General features: G+C 37.2%; 12 protein-coding genes. 4 read left to right on the forward strand and 8 right to left on the reverse strand.

Going from position 1 to position 15,399, the window contains the following annotated elements; translation table 11 throughout:
- Nucleotides 1-309: 309 nt before the first annotated feature.
- The 5 genes from DCS95_RS18505 to DCS95_RS18525 form a co-directional block, all read right to left on the reverse strand.
- Entirely contained in the window at nt 310-1,401 is a 1,092-nt protein-coding gene (locus DCS95_RS18505; RefSeq protein ID WP_244178494.1) for a serine hydrolase domain-containing protein, read from the reverse strand.
- 5 nt (nt 1,402-1,406) lie between these two features.
- Entirely contained in the window at nt 1,407-1,985 is a 579-nt protein-coding gene (locus DCS95_RS18510) for a GNAT family N-acetyltransferase (protein WP_116772287.1), read from the reverse strand.
- A gap of 103 nt (nt 1,986-2,088) precedes the next feature.
- Nucleotides 2,089-2,970: a hypothetical protein gene (locus DCS95_RS18515; RefSeq protein ID WP_116772288.1), complete on the reverse strand. Its 882-nt coding sequence runs from the start codon at nt 2,968-2,970 to the stop codon at nt 2,089-2,091.
- Nucleotides 2,971-3,216: 246 nt separating this feature from the next.
- On the reverse strand, nt 3,217-3,843 hold the full coding sequence (locus DCS95_RS18520; RefSeq protein ID WP_116772289.1) for an HmuY family protein: 627 nt from the start codon (nt 3,841-3,843) through the stop codon (nt 3,217-3,219).
- 37 nt (nt 3,844-3,880) lie between these two features.
- Nucleotides 3,881-5,995, reverse strand: a complete 2,115-nt coding sequence (locus DCS95_RS18525; protein WP_116772290.1) for a TonB-dependent receptor plug domain-containing protein — start codon at nt 5,993-5,995, stop codon at nt 3,881-3,883.
- 113 nt (nt 5,996-6,108) lie between these two features.
- Between DCS95_RS18525 and DCS95_RS18530 the strand changes: the two genes are divergently transcribed.
- The 4 genes from DCS95_RS18530 (at nt 6,109) to DCS95_RS18545 (ending at nt 11,418) form a co-directional block, all read left to right on the forward strand.
- The gene (locus DCS95_RS18530; protein WP_116772291.1) at nt 6,109-7,014 is read left to right on the forward strand and encodes a DUF6607 family protein; all 906 of its coding nucleotides are present in this window, start codon (nt 6,109-6,111) and stop codon (nt 7,012-7,014) included.
- A gap of 4 nt (nt 7,015-7,018) precedes the next feature.
- Nucleotides 7,019-8,521 carry an ankyrin repeat domain-containing protein gene (locus DCS95_RS18535; RefSeq protein WP_116772292.1) on the forward strand — a complete coding sequence of 501 codons (1,503 nt, stop codon included), beginning with the start codon at nt 7,019-7,021 and terminating at the stop codon, nt 8,519-8,521.
- A gap of 22 nt (nt 8,522-8,543) precedes the next feature.
- Nucleotides 8,544-9,029 (forward strand): DUF2271 domain-containing protein, encoded by a 486-nt coding sequence (locus DCS95_RS18540; RefSeq protein WP_116772293.1) that lies wholly within the window; start codon nt 8,544-8,546, stop codon nt 9,027-9,029.
- Nucleotides 9,030-9,222: 193 nt separating this feature from the next.
- Nucleotides 9,223-11,418 carry a PepSY domain-containing protein gene (locus DCS95_RS18545; protein WP_116772294.1) on the forward strand — a complete coding sequence of 732 codons (2,196 nt, stop codon included), beginning with the start codon at nt 9,223-9,225 and terminating at the stop codon, nt 11,416-11,418.
- Between the two features lie 42 nt (nt 11,419-11,460).
- Here DCS95_RS18545 and DCS95_RS18550 read toward each other — a convergent pair whose 3' ends face one another.
- From DCS95_RS18550 to DCS95_RS18560, 3 genes are all read right to left on the reverse strand, one after another.
- The gene (locus DCS95_RS18550; protein ID WP_244178495.1) at nt 11,461-13,431 is read right to left on the reverse strand and encodes a heavy metal translocating P-type ATPase; all 1,971 of its coding nucleotides are present in this window, start codon (nt 13,429-13,431) and stop codon (nt 11,461-11,463) included.
- Between the two features lie 42 nt (nt 13,432-13,473).
- Entirely contained in the window at nt 13,474-13,890 is a 417-nt protein-coding gene (locus DCS95_RS18555) for a Fur family transcriptional regulator (protein WP_116772295.1), read from the reverse strand.
- Nucleotides 13,891-14,266: 376 nt separating this feature from the next.
- Complete coding sequence (locus tag DCS95_RS18560; protein ID WP_116772296.1) at nt 14,267-15,238, reverse strand: succinylglutamate desuccinylase/aspartoacylase family protein; 972 nt, start codon at nt 15,236-15,238, stop codon at nt 14,267-14,269.
- Between the last annotated feature and the right edge of the window lie 161 nt (nt 15,239-15,399).

Below are 15,399 nucleotides of genomic sequence, written 5' to 3' on the forward strand. Positions count from 1 at the left end.
TGATGCTGAATTTGAAATAAAAAAGCAGCAAAAGCATGAAGCCCTTGCTGCGCGGGATAACAGTTTGATAAATCAATCTGTTTCCTAAATTATTAAAGAAAAAACTTGTTTTTTGACACAGTACCTAAGCGTAGTGCGGAGGCAAGGAAACTTTTCGTTTCCGTCTGCGCACGAAGCTAAAGCTTATTGTTTAGTTTTAATTTTCTTATCCAAAGCTAAATCCATAAGATTTAGCGACATTATAAATATACACAGACCTTTCGGTTTTGCCCTAAAGTCCGCATTACGTTTAGGCATTGTTATGCCACTTTATTTTTCAGTCTGCTTTTCCGCTATCAATTTTTTAAAAAAATCAGCTACACGAGAAGCACCTGTTTTTCCATTGTCGTCAATATTGGATAAAATAACCACGGTATACTTGTCTTTCATAAAATCCATAAGTTCCGCTCGAACACCATACCAACCTCCGCTATGCCCCTGAATAGTCTGGTTATAACGTAAATCGATATCTATACCATATCCCAAATTTGTGTTATAGCCTTTTACTTTTGGCTCGAACATTAATTCGGCAGTAGATTTTTTTAATAATATACCGGTTCTCAATGCTTTCGAGAATTTAAATAAATCTTCAACAGTTGAATAATGGAATCCCGCGGGCGATGCTTTTGAAAGGTAATATTCGTTTCTTTTTGGAATGTTGCTTTCCCCAAAAAAAGTAGTGTATCCACTAGCTTTGTTTGGTACGACTGAATCTATTTCCAACTCGGTTGTGTTCATCATTCCTGAGGTTCTAAAGATGTTTTTCTTTACATAATCATAATAATTTTGTCCGCTAACTTTCTCGATAATAAGACCTAGAATCACAAAACCAGATGCACTATAATCATATTTTGTGCCTGGATGGGACAATAAGGTGTCATTAACGAACAAGGGAACAAAATCTGATATATTCTTGTATTTCGATTTTTCCTCTTGTAAGAAGTCGCCCACATAAAAGTTGTTGTTTCCAGATGTATGCGTTAAAAGTTGATGTATTGTTACGGAATCCCTGATGAGCTTATTAGGGTAGTTTGGTAAATATTCGCCAATAGGATTCGTTAGTCCAACTTTATCATTTTCGTAAAGTTGTAAGGTTGCTACCGCTGTTATCATTTTAGTAATGGAAGCGATATTAAACTTTGTGTCCACTTTGTTGGGGATTCCATATTCTATACTGGCAAGACCAAAAGCTCTGTTCTCAATTATTGTATCATTATTTGCAACCAAAATTGTTCCTGAAAAATTATTTGGGCTTAAATTGTCTAAAAAATTCTTGATTTCGATGTCTTTTGTTTGTCCAAAAGAATTAGTAAGAAATAGTAGAAGCACTATCGTTGTATGAATTGATATTTTGGATTTCATAATTTTTATATTGTTGTTGATGGCTTATTCCATTCTTCCTTAAGAATGCTATATACAAAAGTTCCTTTACTTTCTGCATATGATTGTATGTTGTAATTTCTCAAGAGACCCTCTTTGACAGCTCCAATCTTTTCGATTGCCTTTTGAGATTTTATGTTATTTATGTCAATCTTAAACTCAACCCTTCTTAGTTTTAAAACGTCAAAGCAATAACCTAATAAAAGTCCTTTACAAATCGCATTAATGCCTGTTCCTTGAAATTTATGAGCAATCCACGTCCAGCCTATTTCTAATCTTTTACTTGGAAAACTTATGTTTCCAAACATTGTGATTCCGATTGGATTATTATTTTCTTTACTTTTAATAAATAGCGGATATATTTCTTTGTTTTTTTTTGAGTTTAGACAAAAGTCAAAGTAATCCAATAAATCATTTCTGTTTTTTACCCTTGCACCAAACTCTCCTAGTACTTTGTTATAGCTTATAGATTCTATTTCGTCAATATCATTAATGGATAAAGGGCGTATTAAAATTGACTCGTTTTCAAGAATCAATTCAGATGAGAAAAATGTTTCTAAGTTCATATTGTTTTGGTGAAGGCTAGATGTTTTTCATAATGTGGCATAACGGTTTGGCTATGGGGCGTGTCCCGCAGGGCATGCACTATAGCCGTTGTTGGTGATAGTTTTATATTGTATCCACTATTAAGAATAGTTTTGTTCCAATCGAAATAGGTGAATTTATTAACTCTTTAGACCTTCTTGCACTATAATTTAGTTTGTGTCCTAATTTTTCATTCTTATAAGACGTTCTCTTGAGATACTCTTCGTCTATAATTCCACCTTTATGTACTGTTATATGACGAGCTATCTCTAGTTGACAGAGAGTATTATTCTCCAAAAACGAAAAATCCATCCCCTCTTTTTTGAATAATTCTGAGTAGGCTTTTTTTATTCCTCTAACACTTGTGAAGTCGTATTTTTTATGAAGTAAATCTCCTAAATGGTTAGAAACGTCAAGGTTGTATTTCTGAAGCAGTGCAATTGAAATATTTTTCCCTTCTATTCCAGGTAATTCACCATCGTTGTTTAGCAGAGTTGAGGACAGAAATCTTTTGGGGTCAGAATTCAATAGATGAATCCAAGTGTCTTTCATTATTGATTCAAATATTGTCCAACTATTGACAATAGAATTCAAGGTGATTTGATTAATCGTGTCGTCTAAAAAAGAGAGTTCTTTAGTCATTCCCTTGAGCATCTTTGAAGCGGCATTTATTCCTCTTCCCTTTTTGCGGTCTTTTGCTCTTAACTTATTTACTAGGGTTTTGAATTCCTTTGATTCATCAGTAAGTGAAGTCTTTAGTTCTGTTGCAGCCTTCAGTCTATATTCGATGTCATACAAACTTTGCATAGAGTAATCCGCTACTGCAATCGGAAATGCAAATGTTGAAAGAATGTTTTCGTAGCCAAGTTTAAAATTCTCACAAAGCTCTTGTAAGGATTTATCTCTTAATCTCTTTTCGCATTCTTCAAGGCTTTCAATGTCTATTGAGATGTTTAAAATTTTCATTTTTCAATTATCACCAACGTAAAGATATAGATCATATGATCTATATATCTATTATACCCCTAATTTAGGTAAAATTGGGTAGCGATCTAGCTAATACGGGCGTTTACCTTTATGTTATTCGAAAATTATACGCGTAATATGCGTTTATAAACATTTAAAAACGGTTACTGATTTCTAGAGTTTTAAATAAGGTATAAAAGCCCACCAAGTAAATGATGAGCTTTTAATAAACAACTTAAAATAAAACTATTCTAATGAGGTGTCGCCCTCATTAGGGTTGTACACATAGTTAAAAGTGTAGTACGGTGTAGCATCTGTAAATGCATCTGGTTCTGCTGGTGCATCTTCGTAGTAGCTTAAGATCTCAACCTTGGCGTAGTTACCCGCTGTAGTTCTAAAAACGAACACTTTACCCGGTATGGGTGTAATTAAATGTGTTGGATCACCCGCGTAGTTGTACCAACCGTTGTCGCTACCTGTTGGTATGGCAAATGAGGCATCTGTATCTTGGTTAAAAGTTAATCCGTCTGCAGTGGTTACACTTGCCAATGTTCCCGTTACTATGGCTACACCGGCGTCGCCGTTTCTTTCTGGCTCATCTTCTGTACCTGTTACCGTGCCTCCGTTTACGGCAATCGTGGTTCCTCTAAAGGCTATGTCCCAATCGGTATCGCTAGTGGTAACGGCACCGGTTTCAAAGTCAAATTTTGCAAACTCACCGCCTTCGGGTTGCCCTTGCCCTCCGGTTTGTGGAGCATATAGATTACTTACGGTTTCTGTCTGTACGGGATCTGTTGGCGTGCTGTCATCATCATTGCTACAAGAGGCGAATGCCACTGCTAAAAATACTACTGCTAAAATGTTCTTCGTCATGGTAATTGTGATTAAAACCTGCGCGTTGTCAGGTGGGTTAGAATTGATAATTTAATTTAATGAATGCTTGTATGCCCGGCATCGTCGGTATATTGTTATCTGTATAGTCCAATAGATTATTAGCGCCTACCTGTAAAGTAAAATCGGAATAGAAGATTTTGCTGACCGCTGTATTTATCGTTACAAAACCGTCTATAAAGCTGGTGTCGAAACTATCGATCAGTCCGTTACCATTGGTGTCGTATTGTGCGTATTTACTTCTATACAGTACACGCATATTTACATTGGTACTGGCAGATGGTATATCGTAATACACCTTAAAATTTGCATTATGCCTTGAACGATTGACCAAGCCAAAATAATCTGATTGCGACAATGCGACCGACTGCCCACTTTCTGCATCACGAACAAATACTTGATCATCCTTTACGTCTTGTTTCTTTTCTTTGTCAAAAGCGTATAGCAACTGGTATCCTGCACTGATGTTTAGCTGATCGGTAAGTTTATAGCTTGAGTTGATTTCAAAACCAGTGGTGTATATTTCATCAAAATTCATGTAACTGAATACATTTTGGCCGTTGGTCTTACGAGCAATGATCTGGGTATCTATAAGGTTTTTAAAATCGTTTCTAAAGAAATTGACTTCGGTAGTACCTTTGCCATGTTTTAAATTGAAACCTAGGTTGTACCCAATAGAGCTTTCGGCTTCCAAAGGTTTACTCAATTCATCTTCGGTTACGATAACATCTAAAATTTGATCTTGTGCTTCTAATTCCTGTAACTTATCTAAGGCTACATTATAGCCAAGTACGGTATAACCAACGGCGGAGTTGGTAAAGTCAAAATACAATTGCCTAAAATCTGGTGCTTTAAAGCCGTAGCCTACAGACCCTTTAATAGATAGGTTGTTGTTCAGCTGGTAACGTAGTGCCAATTTAGGGCTAAACTGATTGTTGTATTCGGAGTGATTGTCAAATCGGGCACCGGCAATTACATTTAGCTTTTCAATGGGGTCAAAGTCGTACTGTGCATAGAGGTATTGTGAAGTGAAGTTTACCGTTTCATCAAAATATGTACGATCTAAATTATCTATCTGTAGACCGGCACCTGCGGTTAAAGTTCCATTTTGGAACCCAATTTTACTGTCATTCTCATTCGCAAAGGTATAACTACCGCGTACCTCTGGTCTAAATAACTTTTGATCAAAGTCACTATCGCTTAAAACATCTGTAGAAATAGGGTCTGCCAATAATTCTGTAGCTACATAATTGGTGTAATAAAGTTCATAGGCCATCGTAAGATTTGGGGTCCATTTGTGGTCTAATCTTGCATGGGCGTTCCATTCTCGTTCTTTGGTGTCGCCCTCATATTGAATACTGTCCAATGAAAAACCGGCATCTTGTACCTGATCATAAAAACGACCCGAGGTAAAAAGGGAAAGTTTATCGTTAAAGTCATAGTAAAGCCTACCGTTTAGGGTGTAGTTGGTAAACGGGTTTACGGTTTGCCCTTCAACATCTTCATTGAGGTCATATCCTTCCGATGAAAATCGGTTCGCAAAAAATCCGTAGCGAAATTTTTCAAAACCTTGCTTTAGGTCTAGGTTCATGTCTTGCTGTGTAAAACTTCCTATTCTGTAGGATGCATTACCACTTAAATCTTCGGTCTTCGGTTTTTCAGTGATGATATTTATCACTCCGCCTAAAGCTTCTGAACCGTATAAACTGCTAGACGGACCTTTAACTACTTCTATCTGTTTGATATTACCAACGGTTAACCTACTTAAGTCAAAATTTCCGGCACTTCTACCCACTAATGGAACTCCATCAATTAATATAAGTATATAGTCTGATGCGATACCTTGTATTTGTACGCCTTGAAATCCGCTCTCATCGGTAACGGTAATAATCCCGGTCTGCTCGTTCAGTATTTCGTTAAGACGAACCGTACCAGATTTAATGATCTGTTTTTTGCCAACTAGGGTAACAGGTAGTGGAAGCGACGATAATTGGCGCTCGGTTCTAGTTGCGGTTACGATGACTTCATCTAGTTGTTGAGATAAAACAGAGTCGGTAGTGCTGGGCACTTGGCTCTGCGCTACTATATAATTTGTACCTATTAATACTAGTAAGTTAGGTAATCGAAATCGCATTATATTTATTTAGACTTATTCTTAATAATGTTCAAATATATAAACAATTTTTATTTAGAATGAATTAAAATAGTTATTTTTGTCTGCGAACATAAAATTAGTAGACCTGTAAAATGAAAACAGTATTACCTACCATAATGGCTCTAGTAATATCCGCTAGTGCCATTGCCCAAAAGACGAAGATGAAAGATGACCGTGAGGCTATAAAGAGCATGTGTGGTTGTTTTGAGGTTACGTTTAACTTTGCCGAGACATTTAATCATAGTACAGACTCATTGTACAAACCTTCTAAGACCAAAGTGGATAAAGGTTTAGAATGGGCAGAGTTGGTAACCGATGAAGATGATAAAATTTCTATACAGCATTTATTGCAAGTAGGTAACCCTGCTGATCCACATATTGTAAAGCATTGGAGGCAAGATTGGCTTTATGAGAATACCGATCTATATTCCTATAATGCCGATAACACATGGACCTATAAAAAATTACCTGCCGATCAAGTAAAAGGGCAGTGGACGCAAAAAGTGTTTCAAGTAGATGATAGTCCGCGTTACGAAGGTTCTTCTACTTGGGTTCACGTAGACGGTAAGAGTTTTTGGGAGAATACTTCAGATGCTCCATTACCAAGACGTGAGTATACTACGAGAAGTGATTATAATTTGACCGTACGTGGCAACCGCCATGAAGTAACAGATTACGGTTGGTTGCACGACCAAGATAACAAAAAGGTAATTCGTGAAGCTGGTAAAGAAGATATAATTCTTGCACAGGAGAAAGGATATAACACATATGTAAAGGTAGATGATAGTAGATGTGCCGCTGCGGCAGCATGGTGGAAATCCAATGGAGATAAATGGGCAATGGTACGTACCAAGTGGGACGATGTTTATGGAAGAAACCAAAACCTTACCCTAGAAGAAAAAGTAGATAATAAAGTGTTGTATAAATATCTTTTTGATGATGAATATGATCAAGAAGAGGAAATTGAAGAAGTAATTGAATCATTCGTTAAAAAATAAGAACATGAAAACCGTTAAACAAATAGCCCTAACCGCTCTGTTGTTTGTAAGCTTCACTGGTATAGCTCAGCAGAAAAATGAACTTTTAGATCGTAAATTCTGGAAAAACAACCCTAGTGTTGCCACTGTGAAGCAAAAAATTGCAGAGGGTAATGATCCTGTTATTAAGGATAGCAACTCTTTTGATGCTACTACATTGGCAATTACCAGTAAATCTGATACCGAGGTGGTAAAATATTTATTATCGCTAGATGGTAACGAAGTAGATAAGAAAACCCATGATAGTCGTATTTATTTACATTGGGCGGCTTATGCCGGTGATGCCGAATTGGTACAATACCTTTTGGATCAAGGGGCTTCGGTAACAGCTTTGGATAGTCACAGATTTACACCACTTGCTTTTGGTGCAAATGCGGGACTTACAAATCCTGAAATCTATAATGCTTTTGAGGCTAAGGGTGTTAATTTGATCGAAGAAAAAAATGAACACGGTGCCAACCTTTTATTGTTAGCAGCGCCATCTCTTAAAACTGAAGACGATTTACAGTTTTTTTTAGATAAGGGCTTTGCCCTAAATAGTAAAGATGAAGACGGTAACGGCATCTTTAATTACGCTTCTAAAAAAGGAAATATAGATTTTCTAAAATTATTGGTTGCTAAAGGGGTAGATTATAAAACATTGAACAACAATGGCGGTAATGCTTTTATGTTCGCATCTCAAGGCGGGCGTGGTTTTAGTAACGGTCTACCTGTCTATACCTATTTAAAAGGTCTAGGATTGGAACCTAATATTGTTGAGGCTAGCGGTAGTACTCCATTACACCGTTTGGCTTCTGGAAATAAAGATGTTGCCATTTTTGAACTCTTCTTAAATGCTGGTGCAGATGTTAACCAAGCGGATGCCGAGGGTAATACTCCGTTCTTGAATGCTGCGGCAAGAAACGATTTAAAGGTGGTTCAATTGTTCGCTAATGATGTAAAGGATATCAATACCGCGAATAAAGATGGTGAAACGGCATTAATGCTTGCTGCTCACGGTAATAAAGCTGATGTAGTTTCATTTTTACTTGCTAAAGGTGCTGATATCAATGCTACAGATGCCGCTGGTAATACGGCTGCTTACTTTTTAGCGGATTCTTATAATAAGAGAAATGCGAAGGCTTTTGATGCTAAACTCGCTTTGTTGAAAGCAAAAGGTTTAAAATTCAATACGGTTCAAGGGGAAGGAAATACCCTATACCACGTGGCAGCTAAAAAGAACGACCTGCAATTAATGAAAAAAGTAGCTGATTTTAATATCGACGTAAATGCTAAAAATGATGAAGGTATGACTGCTTTACATGTTGCGGCAATGAAAGCGGAAAATGATAAGCTTCTTAAATTTTTGATCGCTAAAGGGGCTGATGCTAATAGTAAGACCGATTTTGAAGAAACCGTTTACGATTTGGCAAGTGAAAATGAAATGTTGCAAAAAGGAAATACTTCGTTAAACTTTTTAAAGCAATAAAAAAGCATAATTGATTATAGAAATGAAAAGATTTTTAAAACTTATACCGGCAGTAGTTTTGGTCGGTTCATTGTTATCGGCATTTACAGTAGTAGATAAAACAGCGGTAAAGTGCCTTATTCAATTAACCAATTATTCTGGTGAAGGTGCTTACTTAATAGTATCTATCGTAGATGACAATAATGAATATGTAGAGACTTTGTACGTACAAGGTAAAGACAGCGAATGGTATAGTGAAATTACCGAATGGTGGAAATTTTACGGAAAACACCGCCCAAATATAGATGCTATTTCTGGTGAAACCATTAGTGGTGGAGAACGAGCATTAAACGTGCTACAGATTCCAAATGATAAAATAGACCAAGGGTTTAACCTTCGTTTTGAAACTTCTGTTGAGGATCAAGGGTATTATGCAGACGATATTCAATTTCCTTTAACTACCGAAAACTTGAAAACAAAGGTAGAAGGGAAAGGATTTATTAGGTACGTACGTATGCTACCTCAGTAATGGTCTTGTAATAGATGAATGATATATTGGGTGCAGTCAAGTATTATAATGTTGTTTGCTCATAAAACATTTTGACTGCGCTCCAAGTATTTATTTTGAATTATGTTTTTACAATCACATTTCCAGAATGGTCTTTAATGGTCATTCTGGAATTTTTTAAATTATATCCGGCTACAAAACTACATTCCTACTTATGACCATTTCCATTTGGCGTTATAGCCATCTTACACTTGCTTTAATTTCATCTCTATTTTTGATGGTGGCTTCTATTACGGGTGTTATTCTCGCCATAGAACCAATTTCACATCAAACAAAAGGATATGCGGTGGCAAATCTTGAGGAAGTGTCTTTGGCAACTACTATAGATGCATTAAAAAATACATATGATGAGGTCTTGGGGCTAGAAGTGGAATCTTCTGGCTTTGTAAAAGCATCTGTATTGACCATGGAAATGGAAACCTTAGATGTGTATATTGACCCCGTTAGGGCTGAGCAGCTTGGTGAAGTAGAAGAACGACCTTATATATACACGTTTGCTACCAATGTACACCGTTCACTTTTCTTAAAAAGTATAGGTAGGTTCTTTGTTGGTCTAATTTCATTACTATTATTGATTATTGCTGTTACCGGATTGGTTTTATTAGCTAAGCGCCAAGGCGGATTTTTGAAATTATTTACAAAAGTCCAGAAAGATTACTTTGAACTGAAGTACCACGTCGTGTTAAGTAGATGGTTCTTTATACCAATCGTAATTCTTGCATTTACCGGGGTGTATTTATCTGCGGAAAAATTTAATTTATTGCCGGAAACAACGGTTGACCAAGTTGAGGTACCGGTAAGCATTTCAGCTCAGAAATACGAAAACATTACAGATATTCCGTTTTTTAAGGAAACTACCTTGGCAGATATACGCCAGGTAGAATTTCCCTTTTCAGACGATCCAGAAGAATACTATCTCATTGCCTTGCAGGATAGTGAAGTGGAGGTAAATCAGCAAACAGGTGAAATTGTTAGCAGTGGTGATTACCCGTTTGTAGCCTTAGCTTCTCGCTTAAGTTTAGTGCTACATACTGGTGAGGGCAACGTTATTTGGTCTATCATTTTGCTACTCGCCAGTGCCTCTATTTTATTCTTTATGTATTCTGGCTTTGTAATGACCGTAAAGCGAAGAAATAAAGCAAAAGGTATTGCACAAATGCCCGATAAGGATGAATGTGAATATATAATTTTAGTCGGTTCTGAAAGTGGTACGGCATTCGATTTTGCACAGCGATTTTATAATGGGTTAACACAAGTAGGTAAGAAGGTCTATTTAACGGAGTTGAACAAGTACTCCACTTATTTAAAAGCAAAAAACATTATCGTTTTTACATCGACCTATGGTGAGGGCGAGCCGCCTACGAATGCGCGTAAATTCCCGGTAAAATTTTCAACGGTAGAACAACCGAATACCATAGATTTTTCAGTAGTTGGTTTTGGTTCATTGGACTATCCTGATTATTGTAAGTATGCCATAGAGGTAGACCGCCAGATCAATGCTTCAAAAAGTTTTAAGAGACAATTGCCGTTATTTAAAATTAACCAGGCAAATTTTGAGTCTTTTGAACTTTGGATGATTCAATTCTCGAACAAAGTAGGTTTTACCATACCGGTAGAGCGGCCGCTTGTCAAGAAAAAGAAATATAAGAAAGTCGAATTTGAAGTAGTGGAACGAACGGAGTTGAATGTCGATGACACGTTCTTACTGCGTTTGCGTCCGCAATCTTCCATCGAATTTGTTTCTGGCGATCTGTTGGCTGTTTTTCCTAATAATGATGATTTGGTTCGTCAATATTCCATTGCTCGTATAGGTGGTGATATATTGCTGAGTATTAAAAAGCATGAATTAGGAAGGGGCTCTAATTTTCTCTTCGGATTAAAAGTAGGGCAAAGTATACATGCAGCTATTGATATAAATGAGGAGTTTCATTTTCCTAAAAAAGTCAATAATACAGTTTTTATCTCCAATGGCACCGGCATAGCACCGTTCTTAGGAATGATCTCGGAAAACACGTCTCAGAATATCTCCTTGTTTTGGGGAGGTCGTACAGCCGATTCTCAGGCAATCTATAACGATATTTTGGAAAATAAAGTTGCGAGAGCGGGTGAGTTCAATCTTTTTACCACGTATTCACGAGAGGGTGAAAGACAATATATACAAGATGCTGTTGCCGATGAAAAAGAATTGATTCTTAAAACCATAGCTCAAGGTGGTACGATTATGTTGTGTGGTTCTTTGGCTATGCAGCATGATGTGCTTGATGTAATTGAAAAATTATTGGAAGACAATGACGCCATCTCTTTTGAAGCTTTCGAGCAAGGCGAGCAGTTGAAAACGGATTGCTACTAATTTTTCTGACTTACAAGTTCTCGACTGCGCTCGAGTTGCCTTTTAATCCCACTGCATTGTTTGAAGTCTTACGGCATTTAATATTGCTAAAAGTGCAACGCCTACATCGGCAAAAACGGCTTCCCACATGGTTGCCATGCCACCGGCGCCCATAGCTAGAACAATAAGTTTTATGCCAAAAGCCAATACAATGTTCTGCCATACGATTTTACGGGTAGAATTACCTATTTTAATTGCCGTGGCAATTTTTGTAGGCTGGTCGTTTTGTATAATTATATCTGCTGTTTCAATAGCTACATCACTCCCTAATCCGCCCATTGCTATGCCAACGTCACTAGTAGCAAGTACGGGCGCATCGTTAATACCATCACCCACAAACGCGATTTTGGTATCGGGTTGTTTCTTTAATTGCTCTACTTCTTCAAGTTTTTCTTCTGGTAGTAAGCCGCCTTTTGCCCAATCCAACCCTAATTCTTTAGCTACCTTTTGGGTGATGGAGTCTTTGTCACCAGAAAGCATGATAATCTTTTTTACTCCCGCTTTACGCATATTTGAAATTGCTGTTAAGGCGTCTTCTTTTAATTCATCCGCAATGGTAACATAACCAGCAAATTTTCCATCGATAGCTAGCATTACTATGGACTCTATTATAGAATCTATCTCGGTAGGAACTTTTATTTGATTTGAGTTCATTAAACTTTTGTTCCCTGCCAAAACGGTTTTTCCATTTACTTTTCCATTTAATCCTTTGCCTGCTATTTCTAGAACTTCGGTGGCGCTGTACGCACTTTTATCAGTAGCATGTTCTAAAATGGCTTTTGCTATGGGGTGTGTAGACTGTGCTTCTATGGCGGTCAAGTAGCTCATGAATTCACTTTCTGTAAAGTGTTGATCTATAATAAGATCCTTGATTTTAAAAACCCCTTTTGTCAATGTGCCTGTTTTGTCTAGGGCGACTGTATTTACTTTGGTCATGGTGTCTAAAAAAGAAGCTCCTTTAAACAGTATTCCATTTCTAGATGCAGCACCTAATCCGCCAAAATATCCTAACGGAATAGAAATCACCAACGCACACGGACAACTAATTACCAAGAAAATTAAGGCGCGATACAGCCAGTCTTGAAAAATATAATCTGCAACGAAAAAGTACGGTAAAAATGTTAGGGCTATGGCTAAATAGGTGACAAAGGGTGTATATACTTTTGCAAATTTTCTAATGAACAATTCTGTTTTTGATTTTCTTGCCGTTGCATTTTGTACCATATCAAGAATGCGGGCAATGGAACTATCCTTAAATTCTTTAGTGGTAGTGATTTCAATGACACCGGATGTATTTATGCTTCCTGCATAAATAGGATCTCCTTTTTTTAGGGATATCGGTTTGCTTTCACCTGTAAGTGCAGCTGTGTTGAACGAGCCTTTTTCTGAAATCAATGCTCCATCAAGAGGAACTTTTTCTCCGGCTCTAACCTGTATTTTTTCTCCAATCTTTACTTGCTCTGGAGCCACTGGAATATAACTATGATTTCGGAAAACCAAGGCGTGATCCGGTCGTAGATCAAGTAAAGCTTTAATGTTGTCTCTAGCGCGTTTTACAGCCGCACCTTGAAATAGTTCGCCCACACCGTAGAACACCATTACGGCAACACCTTCAGGATATTCACCAATGGCAAAGGCACCAATTGTGGCAATGCCCATTAAGAAAAATTCGGTAAAAAAATTTCCTTTTTTAATACTTTGCCAACCTTCTTTTAAGACCGGTAAACCAACAGGTAGGTATGCTGCAATATACCAGGCAAGTCGTATGTGATTTTTAAAAAATGGTAAAACCTTAAAATAGTCTAGGGTTAAACCAATCATCAGCATTGTAAAGCTGATGATTGCCGGTAAGTATATGCTATAATTTGTTGTTTTTTCAGTGGCTTCCGTGGTTTCGTCATTTCCAGAACAATGTGCACACGTACCTTTGGGTTGAGGGGAAGTTTTTTGTTTTGTAAGGTTCTTTTTCATCATACCACAAAGGTGGATAAAAGAACTGTGCAACAGAAGTGCATTTTAATGTTGACTGCATGATTCGCATATGCCCTTAATGACCAAATTGGCGTCTTCGGCAATATAGCCTTGGGGTAGATTTATGTGCGGTATTTTATGCTCGGTCAAACAAACGGTTTTGTCACAATTGCCACAATGAAAATGTAGGTGAAGGTCCTGGTCGATTTCGCAATTACAGCCAGGTTCACATAAAGCAAATTTAGAGACATTGGTGCCATCATCAATTTGATGTACGAGTCCTTTTTCTTCAAATGTTTTTAAAGTGCGATATAATGTTGTGCGCTCTGCTTTGTCAAAAGCGTTTTCAATATCGGTTAGGGCAACCGCAGAATTCTTGCCGGCCATGTACTTGTAAATAAGTATGCGCATGGCAGTGGGTCGTACCCTTTTATTATGTAGCGTTTTTTCGATCTCGGTCATGCAAATTGTGGTTTTGTAATACCCGTAACACTAATGTAATCAATGTTCTACTGGTTTTCAACTTCATGAGATCTTTAACTTTAAATTATGTCATTTGGTCTGTATGGTTTCAGTGTTTTAAAAAGTGTAAAATGTTGGTAATAGGAAAAATAGCCTGCTTTAACCACTTTTTTCAATATTTGAATCATTACATACGTTTTTAATTGGGTATCCTTTAGATGCAAAGTATTACAACTATTGATTTTTAGATAGATCTAAAAATCTATTTGACCGTCTTTTTGTTGAGGGTGTAATGATCCTGTAATCAGTAAGGTAGCTGTTTTTAATTGTAGATGGTCTTTAACTTTTGGAGTTGATTTGCTACGCTGTTTTTTAGCTACTCAACATCATGGGCAATGTGGAAAATAGCATCGCCTTGGTTGACAATTGGTGATTCATTGATGCAAATAATATAACCACTTTCCTTGGCTTTAATCTTCTTTTCAAAATACCCGAACGGACCGGAGATACTTCCAATTTCGTCACCTTTTTCAACGGCTTGCCCAACTTTTATGTTTGGATGAAACATGCCTGAATGTTTTGCCCTGATCCATTTAGAGGAATGTACCAATTTGGGCACTGTTTCTTTAAGTGCATATTCAGCTAATTCTTTTTCAAAATTGCGAATTCCCAAATGATGCATTAAGCGTAATGCTCCAACAACACCTGTATCTGTTATTTCATGGTCAATTTGAAGCGATTTTCCGCCTTCGTAAAGCAATACTTTTTTATTCAATTGATGAAGTGTTTCTCGAAACGATTTTTCTCTTCCTGCGGACTTTACAATGAATTCCGCACCAAAGACCTTCGCCAATGCCAATCCGTCAACATCATCTCGGTCAATTCTAATTTGGGGGGCGTTAAACCGGCTGTCACCACCCGTATGGTAGTCAATACAGTAATCAATGACCGGGGCGATATCTTTTACCAAGTGATGCGCGAATCTACTTGCCAATGAACCTCGTAAGCTTCCTGGAAAAACCCTGTTTAAATCCCTGCCATCTGGAAACTGTCTGGTTTGGTTGAGAAATCCAAAAATGTTCACTACAGGAATACAAATGACCATGCCGCAATCCGGACGGTTGAATTTCTTTGAGACTATTTGCCGTACTATTTCAACGCCATTGATTTCATTGCCATGAATACCTCCTGTAATCAATAAAGCAGGGCCATCTTTTTTACCACGCTGCACTATTACAGGAACCTCAATCTTTGTTCTTGTGTGTAGTTTGGCGATATCTAGATTTAACTGGGCGCCTTTACCTTTTGCTATTGTATCACCTAAAACCGTATACTTTTTATTGAACATAAATCTTACCTTTCCTTTAATTGCTATTATAACCTAAAAGGTTGCAGTTTGGTATATTATAATCGGTAAAATTAGTCTATATCTGATTATATTTTGAGTCTATTTTTGCTAAAACCATATTGAGCTATTTTTAAGTTATATGAATTTTAGTTCTATGAATA

This window comes from Maribacter litoralis (assembly GCF_003075045.1).
GTDB lineage: Bacteria > Bacteroidota > Bacteroidia > Flavobacteriales > Flavobacteriaceae > Maribacter > Maribacter litoralis.